Origin of the sequence: Flavobacterium jejuense (assembly GCF_006491595.2) — a bacterium.
In the GTDB taxonomy this organism is placed as follows: domain Bacteria; phylum Bacteroidota; class Bacteroidia; order Flavobacteriales; family Flavobacteriaceae; genus Flavobacterium; species Flavobacterium jejuense.
Genome location: NZ_VEVQ02000004.1, coordinates 337,675 through 353,995, shown reverse-complemented (window position 1 = coordinate 353,995; position 16,321 = coordinate 337,675). Strand labels below are relative to the sequence as shown.

Annotated in this window: 14 protein-coding genes; all 14 read right to left on the bottom strand. The window is 30.8% G+C overall.

From position 1 onward, the window contains the following. Nucleotides 1-14: 14 nt before the first annotated feature. Nucleotides 15-1,484, bottom strand: coding sequence for a lipopolysaccharide biosynthesis protein (locus FIA58_RS08510; RefSeq protein ID WP_140962054.1), 1,470 nt, complete (start codon nucleotides 1,482-1,484; stop codon nucleotides 15-17). A gap of 43 nt (nucleotides 1,485-1,527) precedes the next feature. Continuing rightward, the gene (locus FIA58_RS08505; protein WP_140962053.1) at nucleotides 1,528-2,037 is read right to left on the bottom strand and encodes a hypothetical protein; all 510 of its coding nucleotides are present in this window, start codon (nucleotides 2,035-2,037) and stop codon (nucleotides 1,528-1,530) included. A 71-nt stretch (nucleotides 2,038-2,108) separates the two neighbouring features. Beyond that, nucleotides 2,109-4,454, bottom strand: coding sequence for a S9 family peptidase (locus FIA58_RS08500; protein WP_140962052.1), 2,346 nt, complete (start codon nucleotides 4,452-4,454; stop codon nucleotides 2,109-2,111). Between the two features lie 83 nt (nucleotides 4,455-4,537). Continuing rightward, nucleotides 4,538-5,611, bottom strand: coding sequence for a porin (locus FIA58_RS08495; RefSeq protein ID WP_140962051.1), 1,074 nt, complete (start codon nucleotides 5,609-5,611; stop codon nucleotides 4,538-4,540). Next, the gene (locus FIA58_RS08490) at nucleotides 5,604-7,013 is read right to left on the bottom strand and encodes an AAA family ATPase (protein ID WP_140962050.1); all 1,410 of its coding nucleotides are present in this window, start codon (nucleotides 7,011-7,013) and stop codon (nucleotides 5,604-5,606) included. Before FIA58_RS08490 ends, FIA58_RS08495 begins: the two co-directional genes overlap by 8 nt. Nucleotides 7,014-7,022: 9 nt before the next feature. Continuing rightward, nucleotides 7,023-7,754: a phytanoyl-CoA dioxygenase family protein gene (locus FIA58_RS08485; protein ID WP_140962049.1), complete on the bottom strand. Its 732-nt coding sequence runs from the start codon at nucleotides 7,752-7,754 to the stop codon at nucleotides 7,023-7,025. A 6-nt stretch (nucleotides 7,755-7,760) separates the two neighbouring features. Further along, complete coding sequence (locus tag FIA58_RS08480) at nucleotides 7,761-8,591, bottom strand: ATP-binding cassette domain-containing protein (RefSeq protein ID WP_140962048.1); 831 nt, start codon at nucleotides 8,589-8,591, stop codon at nucleotides 7,761-7,763. Nucleotides 8,592-8,595: 4 nt separating this feature from the next. Further along, nucleotides 8,596-9,366, bottom strand: a complete 771-nt coding sequence (locus FIA58_RS08475; RefSeq protein ID WP_140962047.1) for an ABC transporter permease — start codon at nucleotides 9,364-9,366, stop codon at nucleotides 8,596-8,598. 49 nt (nucleotides 9,367-9,415) lie between these two features. Continuing rightward, nucleotides 9,416-11,230 carry an OmpA family protein gene (locus FIA58_RS08470; protein WP_140962046.1) on the bottom strand — a complete coding sequence of 605 codons (1,815 nt, stop codon included), beginning with the start codon at nucleotides 11,228-11,230 and terminating at the stop codon, nucleotides 9,416-9,418. A gap of 30 nt (nucleotides 11,231-11,260) precedes the next feature. After that, nucleotides 11,261-12,382 carry a DNA repair protein RecN gene (locus tag FIA58_RS08465; protein WP_140962045.1) on the bottom strand — a complete coding sequence of 374 codons (1,122 nt, stop codon included), beginning with the start codon at nucleotides 12,380-12,382 and terminating at the stop codon, nucleotides 11,261-11,263. 5 nt (nucleotides 12,383-12,387) lie between these two features. Then, nucleotides 12,388-13,074 (bottom strand): hypothetical protein, encoded by a 687-nt coding sequence (locus FIA58_RS08460; protein ID WP_140962044.1) that lies wholly within the window; start codon nucleotides 13,072-13,074, stop codon nucleotides 12,388-12,390. A 159-nt stretch (nucleotides 13,075-13,233) separates the two neighbouring features. Further along, nucleotides 13,234-14,091 (bottom strand): ATP synthase F1 subunit gamma, encoded by an 858-nt coding sequence (gene atpG, locus FIA58_RS08455; RefSeq protein WP_140962043.1) that lies wholly within the window; start codon nucleotides 14,089-14,091, stop codon nucleotides 13,234-13,236. Nucleotides 14,092-14,166: 75 nt separating this feature from the next. Then, nucleotides 14,167-15,741 carry a F0F1 ATP synthase subunit alpha gene (gene atpA / locus FIA58_RS08450; protein ID WP_140962042.1) on the bottom strand — a complete coding sequence of 525 codons (1,575 nt, stop codon included), beginning with the start codon at nucleotides 15,739-15,741 and terminating at the stop codon, nucleotides 14,167-14,169. A gap of 44 nt (nucleotides 15,742-15,785) precedes the next feature. Then, nucleotides 15,786-16,319: an ATP synthase F1 subunit delta gene (gene atpH / locus FIA58_RS08445; protein WP_140962041.1), complete on the bottom strand. Its 534-nt coding sequence runs from the start codon at nucleotides 16,317-16,319 to the stop codon at nucleotides 15,786-15,788. Nucleotides 16,320-16,321 lie beyond the last annotated feature (2 nt).

Below are 16,321 nucleotides of genomic sequence, written 5' to 3'. Positions count from 1 at the left end.
ATAAATGAGGTTTTCTATTTTCTCTTGATTATTCTCAATAAAATTTCCTTTTCGTTTCTATAAATAAAATAGCCGAAAAAGAGTATGGCTAAAATGCCAAAAATATAGGTTTCTCTAAATATTTCAATGTAAAAAGAAAGTCCAGATAAAAGAATGGCTAATCCTAAATAGCCTATAATTTTCTTGATATCATAAGGAATTGGGTAATGTTTATTTCCTAGATAATAAGAAATCATCATCATACTTCCATATGCAGATATGGTTGCAATGGCACTTCCCATATAACTCCAAATTGGAATTAATAAGAAGTTTAAAGCTAAAGTTATTATTGCTCCAACTATTGAAATGTACATTCCCATTTTGGTTTTGTCTGTAAGTTTGTACCAAACGGATAAATTATTATAAATTCCCAAAAAGAAATTAGCCAAAATAATTAATGGAACGACTTTCATGGCTTCCCAATAAGAAGCATCACGAATGATTAACATCTTTAAAACATCAGCAAAAACAACTACAACTAATAAAATTATTGAACCAAAAATGACAAAATATTTGGTGATTTGAGCATAAGTTTTACTGGCATTTTCATTTGAAGAATGACTAAAAAAGAAAGGTTCAATGCCTAAACGAAAAGCTGTTGCAAAAAGTGTCATAAATAATGCTAACTTATAACATGCAGAATAGGCTCCAATCTCTGTTTTGGCAATGCCTTCTGGCAAAATATAATCTAATAGAATTCTGTCGAAAGTTTCATTAATAGCAAAAGCGATTCCTGCAAACATTACAGGCAAACTATATTGCATCATTTTCTTCCAAAGTACTTTATCAAAATACCAATTCATTTTAAAATAACTTGGAGAAAGAATTGCAAAAGTGGCTAAACTTGCAATGATATTGGCCACGAAAATGTAACCTATTTGAAAGTTTTCGAAATAAATAGTGCTTATAAAACTATCAGGTGAATTGGCCACTATTTTTGGTAACCAAAGCAAGAAAAATAAATTTAAAAATAAATTTAGAGCAACATTTCCTACTTTTATTAAAGCATAAAAAATTGGTCTTTTTTCTGCTCTTAATTTTGAAAAAGGAATGATTACTAAAGCATCTAAAACTAAAACCCAAATGGTATAAACTATATATTCTACGTCAATATTACTGGCTTTGGCTAAATAATTTCTACCCAAAAGAGCAATAATTAAAAACGCAATTGACGACCAAAAAAGAGAGATTGTTGATGTGCTGACTACATTTTTATTGTCTTCTTTCGAAAAGAATCGAAAAAAACTGGTTTCCATTCCATAAGAAAGAATAACATTGAAGAAAACTAACCATGAAAAAATAATGGAAACTTCCCCATATTCTTCTACATTTAAAACCTTTGGATCTGTATATAAAGGCACTAAAATAAAACTAAACATTCTAGGCAAAACTGTTGCTAAGCCATAGATTGCTGTTTGTTTAAAAAGACTTTTATATATACTCAAAGTTTTGGTTTTTTTATTGAAGCAAAAGTACTTAATTCTTTTCTTATTCTTTATTGTTCTGTAGCTTCATTGAAGGATAAGCCATCATTTGTTTTTCTTGTACGTTTTCTAAATTTTTGATAGCCACTTTTCCACTTACTTGGTAAAACAAATTAGCTTCCTTTGGTTTTAAATTTATTAAAGGTGCTTTATTTCCATATTCTTTTTTAGGATCTTCGTCCAATACCAAGTCGTTCAAATTTGTCTTTATGTTTGCAACATATTCTGTTTCAGATTGTTTTATAAGCTGCCCCTCATAAGACTCAAACTGCACTTTTTCTAAAATTACCCCATTTTTTAAAGGTTTTTTTAATATGACGTGAAAATTAATACCACTTCCTCCTCCTTTTATTCCTGCAACCCATTTTTGATAATAGACTTCTTCTACTACTAAAAAATCTTTTTGAGAAGACTTATTAGATTTTATTTCATTTTCATTATTAGACACTTCCTTCGTACAATTACATGAAAGCATGGACAAACTAAAAAAGAATATATAGATTTTATAAATCATTATGTTTTGTTTTGATTATAAAGATACAACAACTATCTACTAACAAAAAGAAAGCCAAAATTTAGTTTCCTTTACTTATCTAACAACGTTTCATTAAACAACTTTAGTATTCTACTATATTCTTCAATCCAAGAATAGGTTTCTTTAAAACCATGCTCTTCCACTGGAAAAACTGCTAAATCCCAATCCTTTTTGCCTAATTCTATAAATCGTTGCGACAAACGAACCACATCTTGAAATTGTACATTATCATCCACCATTCCGTGAAGCATTATTAATCTGTCTTGTAAGTTTTCTGCAAAATATATGGGAGAACTTCTTCTGTAAGCTATTGAATCCGTTTCTGGAAAATTTAAAATATTCGCTGTATAACCTTGATTGTAATGTGCCCAATCGGTCACGGATCGCAATGCTGCTCCAGATTTGAATTCGTTTGGTTTGGTCAATAAAGCCATTAAAGTAATAAAACCACCATAGGAACCACCATAAATTCCCACGCGACCATCATCAATTCCTAAGTTTTCAACCAAATACTTCTTTCCGTCTAATTGATCTGATAAATCTAAACCACCCATATGTCTGTAAATGCCTGTTCGTACATTTCTTCCATAACCATCACTTCCTCTATAATCAATATCTAAAACAGTATATCCTAAATCGGATAACAAATTATGAAACATAAATTCGCGATGATAAGAACTCCAAAAATTATGCGCATTTTGTAAATAACCTGCTCCATGTACAAAAATTACTGCAGCCTTATTTTTATTTGCTTCTTTTGGTTGATACAAACGAGCGTACACATTCGCTCCATCTTCAGCTTTAAACGTAATTACTTCAGGGTCTTTCCATTGGTATGCTTCAAATTCTTTTGTTGTAGAATGTGTTATTTGTTGTAAAGTAGAATTTGGTTTGTTGTCTGTAACATATAATTCCCAAGGTTTATTTTTATAAGAATAACGAACGGCCAATTTCTTTTCATCAGGAGACAAAACTACCTCATAAGCACCGTCAGCATTTAAAATAACTGTCATCTTTTGGGTAGCAATGTCTAATTTATGAAACTCTCTATTCCCAGGATGATTGGTATTGGTACTCAAATAAAAAGATTTCCCGTCAAGTGAAAGTGACGCTTCTCTTACTTCCCAATTTCCAGAGGTCAATTGAGTTTTCTTTTTCGTATTCAAATTCAAGGTATATAAATGTGAGTAACCTGAAATTTCCGATTGAAAATAAATCGTTTCATTATCCTTTAAAAAGCCTAAAGTTCCTCCTCCAAAAGAATAATTTGGTATTCCTGGACCACCAATCCAAGCTTCATCATGTTGATGATCTAATTCGATAATTTTACCTGAATTCAAGTCTAATTGCATAATCCAACGGTCTTTATTGTCCTGACTTCTTGCTTCAAAAACAGCTTTTGTTCCCTTTTTATTATATATAGGAGCAATCATTACAATAGCCTTTTCTGTTTTTTCTTTATCTCTTAAGTCATCATATTCTTGATAATAAATAGGAAAGTCTTTAATACCAGACAAATTGGAAAACGAAACATAATACACCGAATCTTTCTCGATATTATAAATTCCCATTTTGTGTTTACTCAAATTATTTACAGATACTTTTGAACGAGCCGATTCACTTTTAGTAAATCCATTTTCCGTTATAAAATGTTCAACACTTGTCCCAGTTGAAGAAGTATAATCAGACAATCGAAAAGTTACAAATTTTCCGTCTAGTGAGGGTTGTAATTGCTCTAAAGAGTCATCTCCATAAAAAATAGACTTTGGAAAATCAGAAGTGTTTTTTTTATATTTTTCAGCATACCATTCATTTTTTGCTTTAGTATCTCTTATATATTGAAATAACTCTTCTTGTTGCTTTTCTAAATAACTTTGAGTTTTTTCTTTTTTACCCGAATTTGAACCTTTTCTAAAATTAGTCATTTGGATAACCGAAAAATCTTTTATATCTAATTGATATACATTTCGATTCATTTGAAAAAAAACAACGTCTGGATTAACACTTCTTTCAACAGCATAAATTCGTTCATTTGAAAAAAATACTTTTTTTGTTTTTCTTGTCTTTCTATTATAGCTATATAAATTGCCTCTTTTAGCATAAAAAACAACTTCATACTCTTGTTGAGAAGAAAGATTAACATCGGAATAATCAAAAGCATCCTCTTTCAATTTTGCAGGCTCTTTCATTCCTGTTTTCCAATAATAAGTACTATTCCCTACTTCATTTTTAGGATTCCAATCGAAGTAAATTGTACTTCCATCAATGGACCAACGATGATTGTCGGGTTGGTTTCCAATGAAGTCATCTCCCTTCATTATTTGTTCCAATTGAAGGTTTTGTGAATTAACTGAAATTCCTAATAAAATAAATAGCGCGAAAAAGAATTTTTGCATGATAATATTTTTGGTTCAAACAAATATAAAAAATAAAAAAGAGCCAAATTTCTTTGACTCTTATATGATATGATAAAGATTTGTTAAAACTCAAAGGCTAATGATGTAGCCACAAAGAAATTGGAAGTAGTTGTTCCTGTTTCTTTATTAAAAATAGGTTCTTTCGAATCAAACCATTTCGCTTCTGTTCTTAATTTTAACTTAGAGTTTGGAATAAAATCTACATTAAATGATGCTCCAAAAACTTCAAATGGAGCTCCTACACCAACGATAACATTCTCTTGATCTTCAAAATATTCTGCTCTTGCTGCTAAATTCCATTTATTTGAAACAGCATACTGAGTAATTAAAGTTAGTGTTTTCCAATCTTGAAAATCATCACCTTCTAGATTTCTTTGGTAACCCATATCAAAACCAGCAATGGTTTTCCATTTGTCATTCCAAGTATAATCTATATATAAATCATTGAAATATCTTGTTCTTAAAACGTCTACAGCAACTGGTTCGTCTCCAATAAACGTACTCCAATTTAATGTCATTTTATCATTTGGTGTATATACAACTTGAGAACCGAATGTTGGTAAAGCTTTATTATTTGGTTTTTCAATACGTTGCCAACCATTTGTAGTAATAAAAGCTAAACTCCATTTATCGTTTGGCACATAATTATATTTCACACCTGTAAAATAAAAGGGAGAACTTTCAGCCATTATGGAACGTGTCAATGTTAAATTTGAAAAAGTAGAAGCCGATTCAAAACCAATGTATGAAGGCATAATTCCAGCTTCTACAACATGTTTTTTATCAGAATCTAAATAAACACCTATAAATGCTTCGTGAAATAATTTTAAACTTTCAGCCGAATAATTATCATCAACATAAGTACCGGCTTGAATAGCAATATTGGCATAAATATTCTCATAAGTGATTGTAGATCGCAACATTCCTATGTTAATATTAAATTCATTATGTCTGCTGTGATTGTAAATCCAGTCTAATCGTGTTGGAGTAGTTGGTTTATTAAAATCATACCCGTAAAAAGTTTCTAAATATCCAGAAAAATCGACTTTTACTTTACTTTCTTCTGTAGTTCCTTCTTGAGAAAAAACACTAGTTGTAACTACTAATAATAGGGCTTTTAAAAAATTCTTATTCATTATTCTTATTTTTATAAAATACTTGTTCTACGGTTTCTATAGGTTCAGGAATGTCTTCTTCTGTTAAAGTGCGTAAGGCTTTTTTAGTTACTCTTTTAATCTTTACAATACGATTGGCTTGTTTTTGGATACATTTTTCGAAGATATTCCGAATAACTCTTGCGTTACCAAAACTATCATCTCTTTTTTCGTATAATAATTCGAAAGTATCCTTTAATTTCTCTTTAGCTTCTTCTGTAATTATAAAATCTGATTTTTTACAATAAATTTCGAAAATGGCAAATAATTCGTCAGGAGAAAAATGGTTGAAATGGAAATACCGATTAAAACGAGAACGTAAACCCGGATTAGAATCGATGAAAACTTGCATCGGTTCATCATAACCCGCAACAACCACTGCAAAATCATCTCTAAAATCTTCCATACGTTTTAGCAGCGTATTTACTGCTTCACCACCATAATCATTCCCTAGATTCTGACTTAAAGCATAGGCTTCGTCCACAAATAAAACACCCCCTTTTGCTTCGTTTACAATTGCATCTACTTTTGTGGCTGTTTGTCCTACGTAACCAGCAACCATTCCTTCTCTATCGGTTTCAATCATTTGTCCTTTGGTAAGGAATTCTAAATGTTTGAAAATGCGTCCTAATAATCTAGCAACTGTTGTTTTTCCAGTTCCAGGAGGTCCTAAAAATACAGTATGTAAAGTGATTTCAATATTTTTTAAACCTTGTATGGTTCTTTTCTTTTGGACTTTTAAAAGATTGACTAGTTCTGCAACGTCTTTTTTGACATTTTCTAAACCAACTAATCCATTTAATTCTTCCAACACTTTTTCTAAAGAATCATCTTCTACTTCAGTAGCATTGTGTATGGTAAAATCAATTCCTAAAATGTCGTTTGTATTTTGATTTTTTTGGACATCAAACTCACAAACTAGATTCAAAAATGTATGAAATGCTTGTTTTACTTCTTCAAATTTTGAATGCTTATTTTGTTTTAAATAATTCAGTAAATAGGTTTTACTTTTATCTAAATCGAAAAGAATGTTGTCTTGTACAATTTTATTGAAATGACTTTTAAAAGCATTAGTTGCCACCAATTTGTTTAGGTTTTCCAACTCATTTTCATTTGCAAAATGATGGTTCCGAATCGCATCATAATAGTAAGCCAATCCAAATTGTGCTTTTTCAGAAAGATTTTTCACTTTACTAAACACAAAAATAAAATCTGATACGAAAATCTTTTCTGCTTTTAAAAGAAGCTTATTGTCTCCTTTTTGAGGTAATAATTCATTTAGCTCTGAAATGGTTTTTGCATCAGAATTTATAGCATCACAAATTGCTAAAATAGTTACCGTTGCTTTATTAAGCTCTTGAAGATATTCTTTTGTAAATGTCATTCTTATGATTTAATTGATACTGTGTTGTTCCGACCAAGATAATTCTTTTGGTAAATTACTTTTAGAAAATTCAAGATGAATAACTCTTCTTCTTTCTTTATTTGTTGTTTTATTGGAAGCATGAAAAAGCAAAGGTTTCATAATCATAATTCCTCCTTTTCGAACATTGCAACTAATTTCTTTATGATTTTTGAAATCAAATGTATCTAAACGAACTATTCCTTCTTCATGTGATTTTGGAATTATTTTTAAAGCTCCATTTTCCTCATTGGTATCATCTAAATGAATTCTAATGGTAACAATATTCTTTAAAATTTCCTTATTAGGTTGTACCGAAAATTGATTTTGCTTTATTGTCCAATTTGAAAACCCTTCTATTTCTACTTTCTTATCCACAGAAATTGTTAAATCTTGATGATAGGCTACAAACCAATTCGATTCTTCAGGTTTATCAAAATAAATGGATTTTACCACAAAATAATTTTTATCAAAAAAATTCTCTAAAATATTTTTTAAAGTAGCATTAAAAAGTAATTTTTCAACGGAATGTATTTCTTTTAAAAATTGACGAATAGCAAATAAATCTTTAGATTTTCGAAAAGTTTCTTTTGAAGAATCACTTTCTCTTTCAATTTCCTTTCTAATAGCTTCTATCTCATTGGAAGAAAAAACACCCTCAACTATAGCATAACCATTTGTTTGAACTTCTTCAACATAGTTTTTTATACTTTTATCAACCATAAAAAATTAAGACAGCATCATTTGATTGATAATTTGCTTGGTTAAGTGTAAATGTTCTTCTCCAAATTCTTTCCAAGCCAAGCCTAACTCTCTCAAGTCAAATTTTCCTACAATAGAGCCATAATTTTGCTTTTCACCGTTTACTGTTGGGTAACCAATCACATAAATTACTTGAGCCAATTCTACTGCTAATTCAATATCGTGTGTTGAAAAAATAATAGTATTGTATTCAGAAGTAGAATTTAATAAATCGAAGGATTTTTTTACTTCGATGATATTTCCCACATCTAAACCTGAAAAAGGTTCATCCATAACAATAAATTGTTCAGAAGAAAATAATTGTTCTATAATAGCTGTTCTTTGTCTTTGTCCGCCAGAAAGTTCATTTGGATATTTATCAGCAAAGTTATCTAAACCCCATTTGTGTAAGTACTCCACAATTTTTTCTTCCTTTTCAGTATCACTTAAGGTCGATTTACGCAAAGCAAACTTTAAGGTTTGGTGTACCGTCTTATGTCTAAAAAGCGTATATTTTTGGTCTACAAAACCAATGTCTCCTTCTTTTATTTCTTTGGCAGCTGCCTCTTCGGTGCTTTTAAAATCTTTAATTAAAATTTTACCTGATTTGGGTGTAACTAAACCAGTTAAGGCTTTAAAAAAAGTAGATTTTCCTCTTCCTGAACGACCGACAACTGCAATTACTTGCGAAGTACTATTATGACCTGCTCTTACAACGTCTTTTTCAACAAGGTTAATATCTTTTATAATAACTGTGTCACCATAAGCAACACTAAGATTTTCCACATATAAAAGCGTTTCTTTGTATTCGAAATCCATAAATTTATATTTTAGAGTATCTAAAAAGTGCTCTTCTTAAAAAGTTAATAAACCAGTCTAAGGACAACCCAATTAATAAAATGATAATTTGTAAAGCAATAATTCTACCATGGTTCATGAACTTATCTGAGTTTTTAATTAAAAAACCGAGTCCACCAGAAGCTACAACAATAGATTCAACTGTTACTAACATCATCCAAGTGATGGCTAAATTTTGACGAATCACATCAATTACATAATCTAATCTTCCTAAAACAATGACTTGCCAAAGCACTTCAAAACGATTGCATTTTAGAGTTTTCGCATGATCAAATTCTTCCTGAGGAATATCTTTTACTACTGAAATTAAGGATGTAGTTAGGAAAGTAGTTAGAAAAATAACCATAATCCAAATTTGCATATTTCTAGCATCGTGAATAACCATAGCTACATAAAAGGACAATCCTGTAAAAGGCAAGAAACGGAATTTTGTTATAAATTCTGCAATTGGCTTAATTAAAGGAATTGGCCAGCTATAAGCAAACAATAATGCGATAGTTGTTGCAAGAAAAATAGATAAGAAACACAATTTCAACGAATTGAAAATATGCACTACTAAACCTTCATTGTATAATTCTGAAAATCCTTTAAAAACTTGCTGAGGATTTGGAAACAAATGTTTTTCTCCTGAAGTTCCTACAAACCACAAAAGCAATAAAAGAGCAATCCAGACCACAAGAATTATTGTTTTCTTTGATTTAGAAATCGTCTCAAAAGGGGTGATTAGTTTTATCATATTTATTATAAAAAAGAGCTACCAAAATTTGATAGCTCTTACATTTTTATTATTTCAATAAAGTAATTACTACTCTTCTGTTTTTTGCTTTTCCAGCAGCAGTACTGTTGTCTGCCGTTGGTTCATTTGCACCCTTACCATCAATCATTTGGAAACGATTTAATGGAATTCCTTTTTTTCTTAAGTAATCTACAACCGATTCCGCTCTGTTTTTTGATAAAACTAAGTTTGAATCTGGATTACCTACGTTATCCGTATGACCAACGATAGTTAACTTTGTGTTTTCCGCTTGAATTAAAAGGTTATATATTTTCTCTAATTCACTAGTAGAACTAGCTGAAATTTGAGCGCTTCCTGTATTAAAGTTGATTCTCCATTCTCCAGAAGCCATTACTTCAGTCGCTTGTTCTGTATAATCTGCTTTTTCAGGAGCAGTAGACTGAATATCATTAATGTTTTTAAGATAAAATAAATTGACAGCATCTTCATAAGCAGAAACTTTACCTACATTTTCATTAAATCCAAATGGATTAAGCTCTGTTAAATAAGTACCTACTTGATTATAAACTGACTTGTATCTATTAACACCATCTGATAATCCAAAATATTGCATCGCATCTAAGTAATTGAATACTTTAGAACCACCCATATTATAAGTCAATCCGTTTTTTGTTCCTTGTTGACCTTTGAACATGTCATACCAATATTTTGGTGATTCCATTTGATACGTATCTGTTACTGCTTCAGAAGCTCTAACTTTCCAATCATCATAGTTTTTCATTTGATTAGAAGCGGTCAAAGCTGATTTCAAAATATTAGAAACAATACTAGGGTTTTGTGAAGCCCATTCTTTTAAACCAATTAAAACCGTTGGCATTTGGTTATTAAATTCTTTTGTTGAAACAATATCTACAAAACCAGATAATTTATCAAAAACTAATTTGTCACCAGGTGTCCAAGTAGCACAACCATCGATTTTTCTATTTACTGATTTTCCTGTTAATTTTCCATTAGAAACTTCTTTCAAAGAAACGGTCCAACCTGTAGTTTGAGATTTAATTAATTCTTCAGCCGATTTGATATAATCATCATTTTCAGATGGATAAATATTTACTGCATCAGCATCATAAGTTGCAGGATCAGGATTTACTTTTAAACCGTTTGCAAAACAATAGTTTACAGTAGTCACCCAGTCACCATCTCCTAAAACAGCAGAAATAACAGCACCTTTCATCGTTTGTGGATCTGATTTCCAACTTGGTGGTCCAATTAATTTATCTTCACCATAACTCATCCCAACAGCACCCATTACTTGTAAATGGTATTTGTCTTTTCCGTATTTTTCGTCTAATGATTTTTGTACCGAACTGATATAAAATGGAGCACCATCACCCATAATCATTACAGCAAATGCACTTTTATCTGAAGTAGGAAACTTAGCACCTTGATCAAATTCTTCAATAAATTTCATTTGCATATTGCGTAATTCTGATAACCAGTCTTGACGAATGATTTCAAGATTTACACCGTTTTTTTCCATTAATGAACCTTTAGTGGTTTTTGGTCCACCGTTTGAAACGATAATTCCAGACTGAGCATTCCATGCATAACCAGCAATTCTTACTTTTGGTTTATTAGCGACTTCATTAGAAATGTCTTTTGAAGGCAATTCAAGTTTATCTGCGTTTACAACATTGTTTACATCAGTATCATTCAATTCAATACCATCTAATTTCTTTGAAACTTCCGTTCTAAGTCCTGGTGACAAAAAATAGATAGCTCCTAAAATTCCTCCAATACCTAAAATAACAATAAGTAATTCAGAAAATGTTGTTAGCTTATTTGTTCTAAGAATTTTTCCCATGTTTATATAAATAATTTAGTTTTTTGTTAGTTAAAATATATCTCCAAATCCACCTGCATTCTGTTTGTCCTCTTTAGACATTTTGTAGTTAGGATTCGTGTATTTTGTTGAATCTGGAATGGTGTTGTCTCCTGTTTTAATTTTGTCTGCTAATGAATCCAATCTTGAATATAACTCGTCATTATCAACAGAATACTTAGATGTTAAGGAATCAATATCTAATAGATTTTCAGATGTTCTAGCAATATCTTGAGCGATAGTTGAAGTTACTACTTCTAAAGCATATTCTAATTCCCAGTCTTTGGTAAACATCATAGCATTTTTAGCACTTTCTGTAGCTTCTTTGGCATTTTTAGCAAACTCATACTCTTTTCTAAGCATAGTAATAGTCGCATCAAAATCGGCAATTTTAATGTCGATTGCTGTTCCTGCTAGGGTTAACTTTCTATCCATTTTACCTAAAACATTTGCTCTTACACCATATTTTTGGATAAAACTTTTACTTTGCTCGTATTGGTTAGAAATACGTTGTGAATTACTTAATTTTTTAGCCAATTCACTTTGTAAAGCTACATATTCATCTGTATCTTTTGCGGCAGCACCATTGATTCTCACCATTTCGTCCATCGCTGTTTTTAATTTTTCCGATTGACGTTGTAAACTAATTAATTGTTCTTGGTAATCTTTAGCTTCTTTTTCAGATTTAGAAGCTTCCATTTCCATTTCATTTTTTAGTCCTTTTAATTTGGCTTTGGTATTCTTAAAAACTTCTCTATTTTTAATCATCTTTTGCTTTTGCTCTTCCAATTCATTGAATGGATTGTTTTGAATTAAAGCTCTATGAATATTTCTAGTTGCAAATCGAAGCGCTTTCATTATTACTGGAAACATCATTACTAGAAAAATCAGGAATATAGCTGTTGCAGAAAGTGCAATAACTTGTCCTAGCATAGTAAACAATGGTGGAATAATGTAAGTCCAAGTTAGATAACCACCTATTCCTAATAATCCTAATGCGATCACCCAAAACAGCCCTTTTTCCCCTTTTTTAAGACTATTTGCTTTTAATGCAATTTCACCTTTTGCTTCATCAAAGTGCTTTAAAATAGGAAGTTCTAATAAAGTACTTTTTTCTTGTTCGAATTTATTCATGTTGATTATAAATATTGATTGATGCCACTTATTACTAAATTAATCGAGTCTACAATTTTTTGTTTGGCAAAATTATTAGCTTCTATTTTTAATTGAAGTTCTTTTAATTTATCTTCATTTTTACTATCAATGTTTGCTAATAAAGATTTTTTTTCTTGCAATTCTTGTTGCATTTGCAAAATTCTTGCTTCCAAATCATTTATTGAACCCGTTAGAGACTGCTTCTCTTTGTGAACCAAACCCGTTAAATCTTGCTTTTTGGCATTTCCTGTAGAATCGTATTTGGTATGTACTTTATTAATTTCTTCAATATAAAACTTTGATTTTTCTAATAAGTATTCTTTTGTCAAATCTGGTTTAATTGATTTTCCCATTGTGAAAGCCATTTGATAGCTTTGTGGATTTGTAATTCCTACAGCTACAACTGATTTGTACATTTCGAAAAAGTCAAAATCACTTAAATTTAAAGATTCGAATCCTTTTTCATAAACTCCTAAAATTTCATTTACAAATGGGTTTGCAAATGTATCATTTGTAGATTGAGCAATTTTTTCTTCTGGAAATTTATTAGTTTGTGCTGGAGTATGTGTCGTTTGACTCGATGTATTTATCTTTGATGACTCTTCTTTTTTATTGGAATTTTCTGATTCGTTTATGAATAAACTTTTCCAATTAAAACTTTCTTTTGACATGGATTGATGGTTATATTGTTTTTAATTATACGTAAAAACTTTGTTAAAGTTACATTTTTGAATAAAATTCAATTAAAAAAATTTACATATATCAAATATAAAGAAAAAAAGACTATTTGGAAATCCAAATAGTCTTACAAATAAGTCTTTTATTTTAAATTAATTATTCAAAGCTTCTGCTCCACCTACGATTTCAAGGATTTCTCCTGTAATGGCAGCTTGACGTGCTTTGTTATAAGTTAATTTTAGTTGATTTCTTAATTCTGTAGCATTATCAGTTGCTTTGTGCATAGCTGTCATACGAGCACCATGTTCTGAAGCAAATGAATCTCTAATTCCTTTGTATAATTGTGTTTTTAATGATTTTGGAATCAAAGTTAACACAATCTCTTCTTTAGAAGGTTCAAAAAGATAATCAGAAGAAATAGCTTCACCACCAGTTATAGGTGCTAAAGGCAAAAATTGTTCTGTTTTTACAATTTGAGTAGCTGCATTTTTAAAGTGATTGTAAACCAATTCAATTTTATCATAATCACCCGCTACAAATTTATCCATCAAAACTTCAGCTATTGCTGATACATTTTCGAAAGATAAATCATCATAAATAGCACTTTGATTATCTATAACCGCATTAGTTTTTCTTAAAACATCGTTTCCTTTTTTACCAATGGCAAAAACATCTACTGTTTTTCCTTTATAAAATTCAGCTCTGTTTTTAACTTCTTTAATAATATTAGAGTTAAAAGCCCCACATAATCCTCTATTTGAAGTTATGGCAACTACAAGAACTTTATTTATTTCTCTTTGTTCAGCAAAAGCTCCTCCAGTATTTCCATCTAGAGTAGCACTTAAGTTTTGTAATAATTCCGTTAATTTTTCTGCATATGGACGCATTGCTGTGATAGCATCTTGTGCTTTTTTAAGCTTTGCTGCAGAAACCATTTTCATTGCCGATGTAATTTGCATCGTAGATGAAACGGAACTAATTCTATTTCTAATTTCCTTTAAGTTTGCCATTTTATAAATTGGTCAATTTGACAATTCATCAATGTGCCAATTGAATTATTGACACATTGACTAATTGAAAATTAATTAATATTTTGCAGAAATTTCTTTTGCTACTTTAGCTAAAACATCGGTAATATTATCATCAAATTTACCTGCTTTTAAAGCATCTAAAGTATCTCTATGTTTTGCATTTAAATAAGACAAGAAATCTCTTTCAAATTCTTTCACTTTTTCAACTGGAACTTCTTTTAACAAGTTTTTAGAACCTGCATAAATAATTGCAACTTGATCTTCAACAGTAAATGGGTCATTCACTGCTTGTTTTAAGATTTCCACGTTACGTTTCCCTTTTTCAATTACATTTAAAGTAACTGCATCTAAATCAGAACCAAATTTAGCGAAAGCTTCAAGCTCACGATATTGAGCTTGGTCTAATTTTAATGTACCAGCTACTTTTTTCATGGATTTAATTTGAGCATTACCTCCAACACGAGATACAGAAATACCTACGTTAATTGCTGGACGAACACCTGAATTAAATAAATCCCCATCTAAGAAAATTTGACCATCCGTAATCGAAATTACGTTTGTTGGAATATATGCAGAAACGTCACCCGCTTGTGTTTCGATAATTGGCAAAGCTGTTAATGAACCGCCACCTTTTACGATTGGTTTTAACGAATCAGGTAAATCGTTCATGTTTTTAGCAATATCATCATCAGCAATCACCTTAGCAGCACGCTCTAATAATCTTGAGTGAAGATAGAAAACGTCTCCAGGATATGCCTCACGTCCTGGTGGTCTTCTTAATAATAAAGACACCTCACGATAAGCAACAGCTTGCTTTGATAAATCATCATAAATGATTAAAGCAGGACGACCTGTATCACGGAAATATTCTCCGATTGATGCACCAGCGAATGGAGCATAAACTTGCATTGCAGCAGGATCAGAAGCGTTTGCAGCAACAATAACGGTATAAGCCATTGCTCCTTTTTCTTCTAATGTTTTTGCAATAGAAGCAACTGTAGACGCTTTTTGCCCTACAGCAACATATATACAATATACTGGTTTACCAGCATCGTAAAATTCTTTTTGATTTAAGATCGTATCGATACAAACAGTTGTTTTTCCTGTTTGACGGTCACCAATAACCAACTCACGTTGTCCTCTACCAACTGGAATCATAGCATCAATTGCTTTAATACCTGTTTGTAATGGTTCAGTTACTGGTTGACGGAAAATAACTCCAGGTGCTTTTCTTTCTAATGGCATTTCATATAACTCACCACCAATTGCACCTTTACCATCGATAGGGTTCCCTAATGTATCTACTACACGACCTACAATTTCTTCACCTACTTTAAGAGAAGCAATACGTTGTGTTCTTTTTACATTTGAACCTTCTCTAATTCCTGTAGAAGGACCTAATAATACCACACCCACGTTATCTTCTTCTAGGTTCAAAACGATAGCTTCTAATCCGTTATCGAATTGAACTAATTCACCGTATTGAGCATTTGATAATCCGTAAACACGTGCAATACCATCACCTACTTGAAGTACTGTTCCAACTTCTTCTAATGAAGTACCAGATTGAAAACCTGATAATTGCTTTTTTAATATTGCTGATATCTCAGCAGGTTTAATTTCAGCCATTTTAATTTATAATTTTAACACTTAAAGAAGTGCGATCACTATTATTAATTACTAAACTCTCTTTTTAATTGTTGCAAACTATTTGCAACAGAAGCATTATATTGTTTATCACCTATTCGTAAAATAAAACCACCAATTATAGCTGGATCCACATTATTTTTAAGTGTTATTTTTTTGTTTGAAAAAGTAGCAATCTTAGCTAATACTTTTGTTTCTAAATCAGCTGTCATAGGAATAGCTGTTGTAACAATAGCCGTTTCTACATTATTTAATTCGTCAAACAAGGTATTATATTGAGAAGCAATTGCAGATAAAATTTCAAATCTACTATTCTCTTGTAATAAACGAAATAATCCTTTTGTTTCTTCTTGTGCTGAAGCAAAAACTTCTGATATTGCAGCAAATTTAGCAGGTCCTTTTACAACAGGATTATGTAAAAAATCTTTCAATTCTTTACTTTCTTTTACTGCAGTTGCTATAGCTAACATATCGTTATTTACAGTTGCTGTAGTATTGTTTGCTTGTGCAATATCAAGAATAGCTTTAGCATATCGAATAGCTGCTCTACTTGTTGCCATAC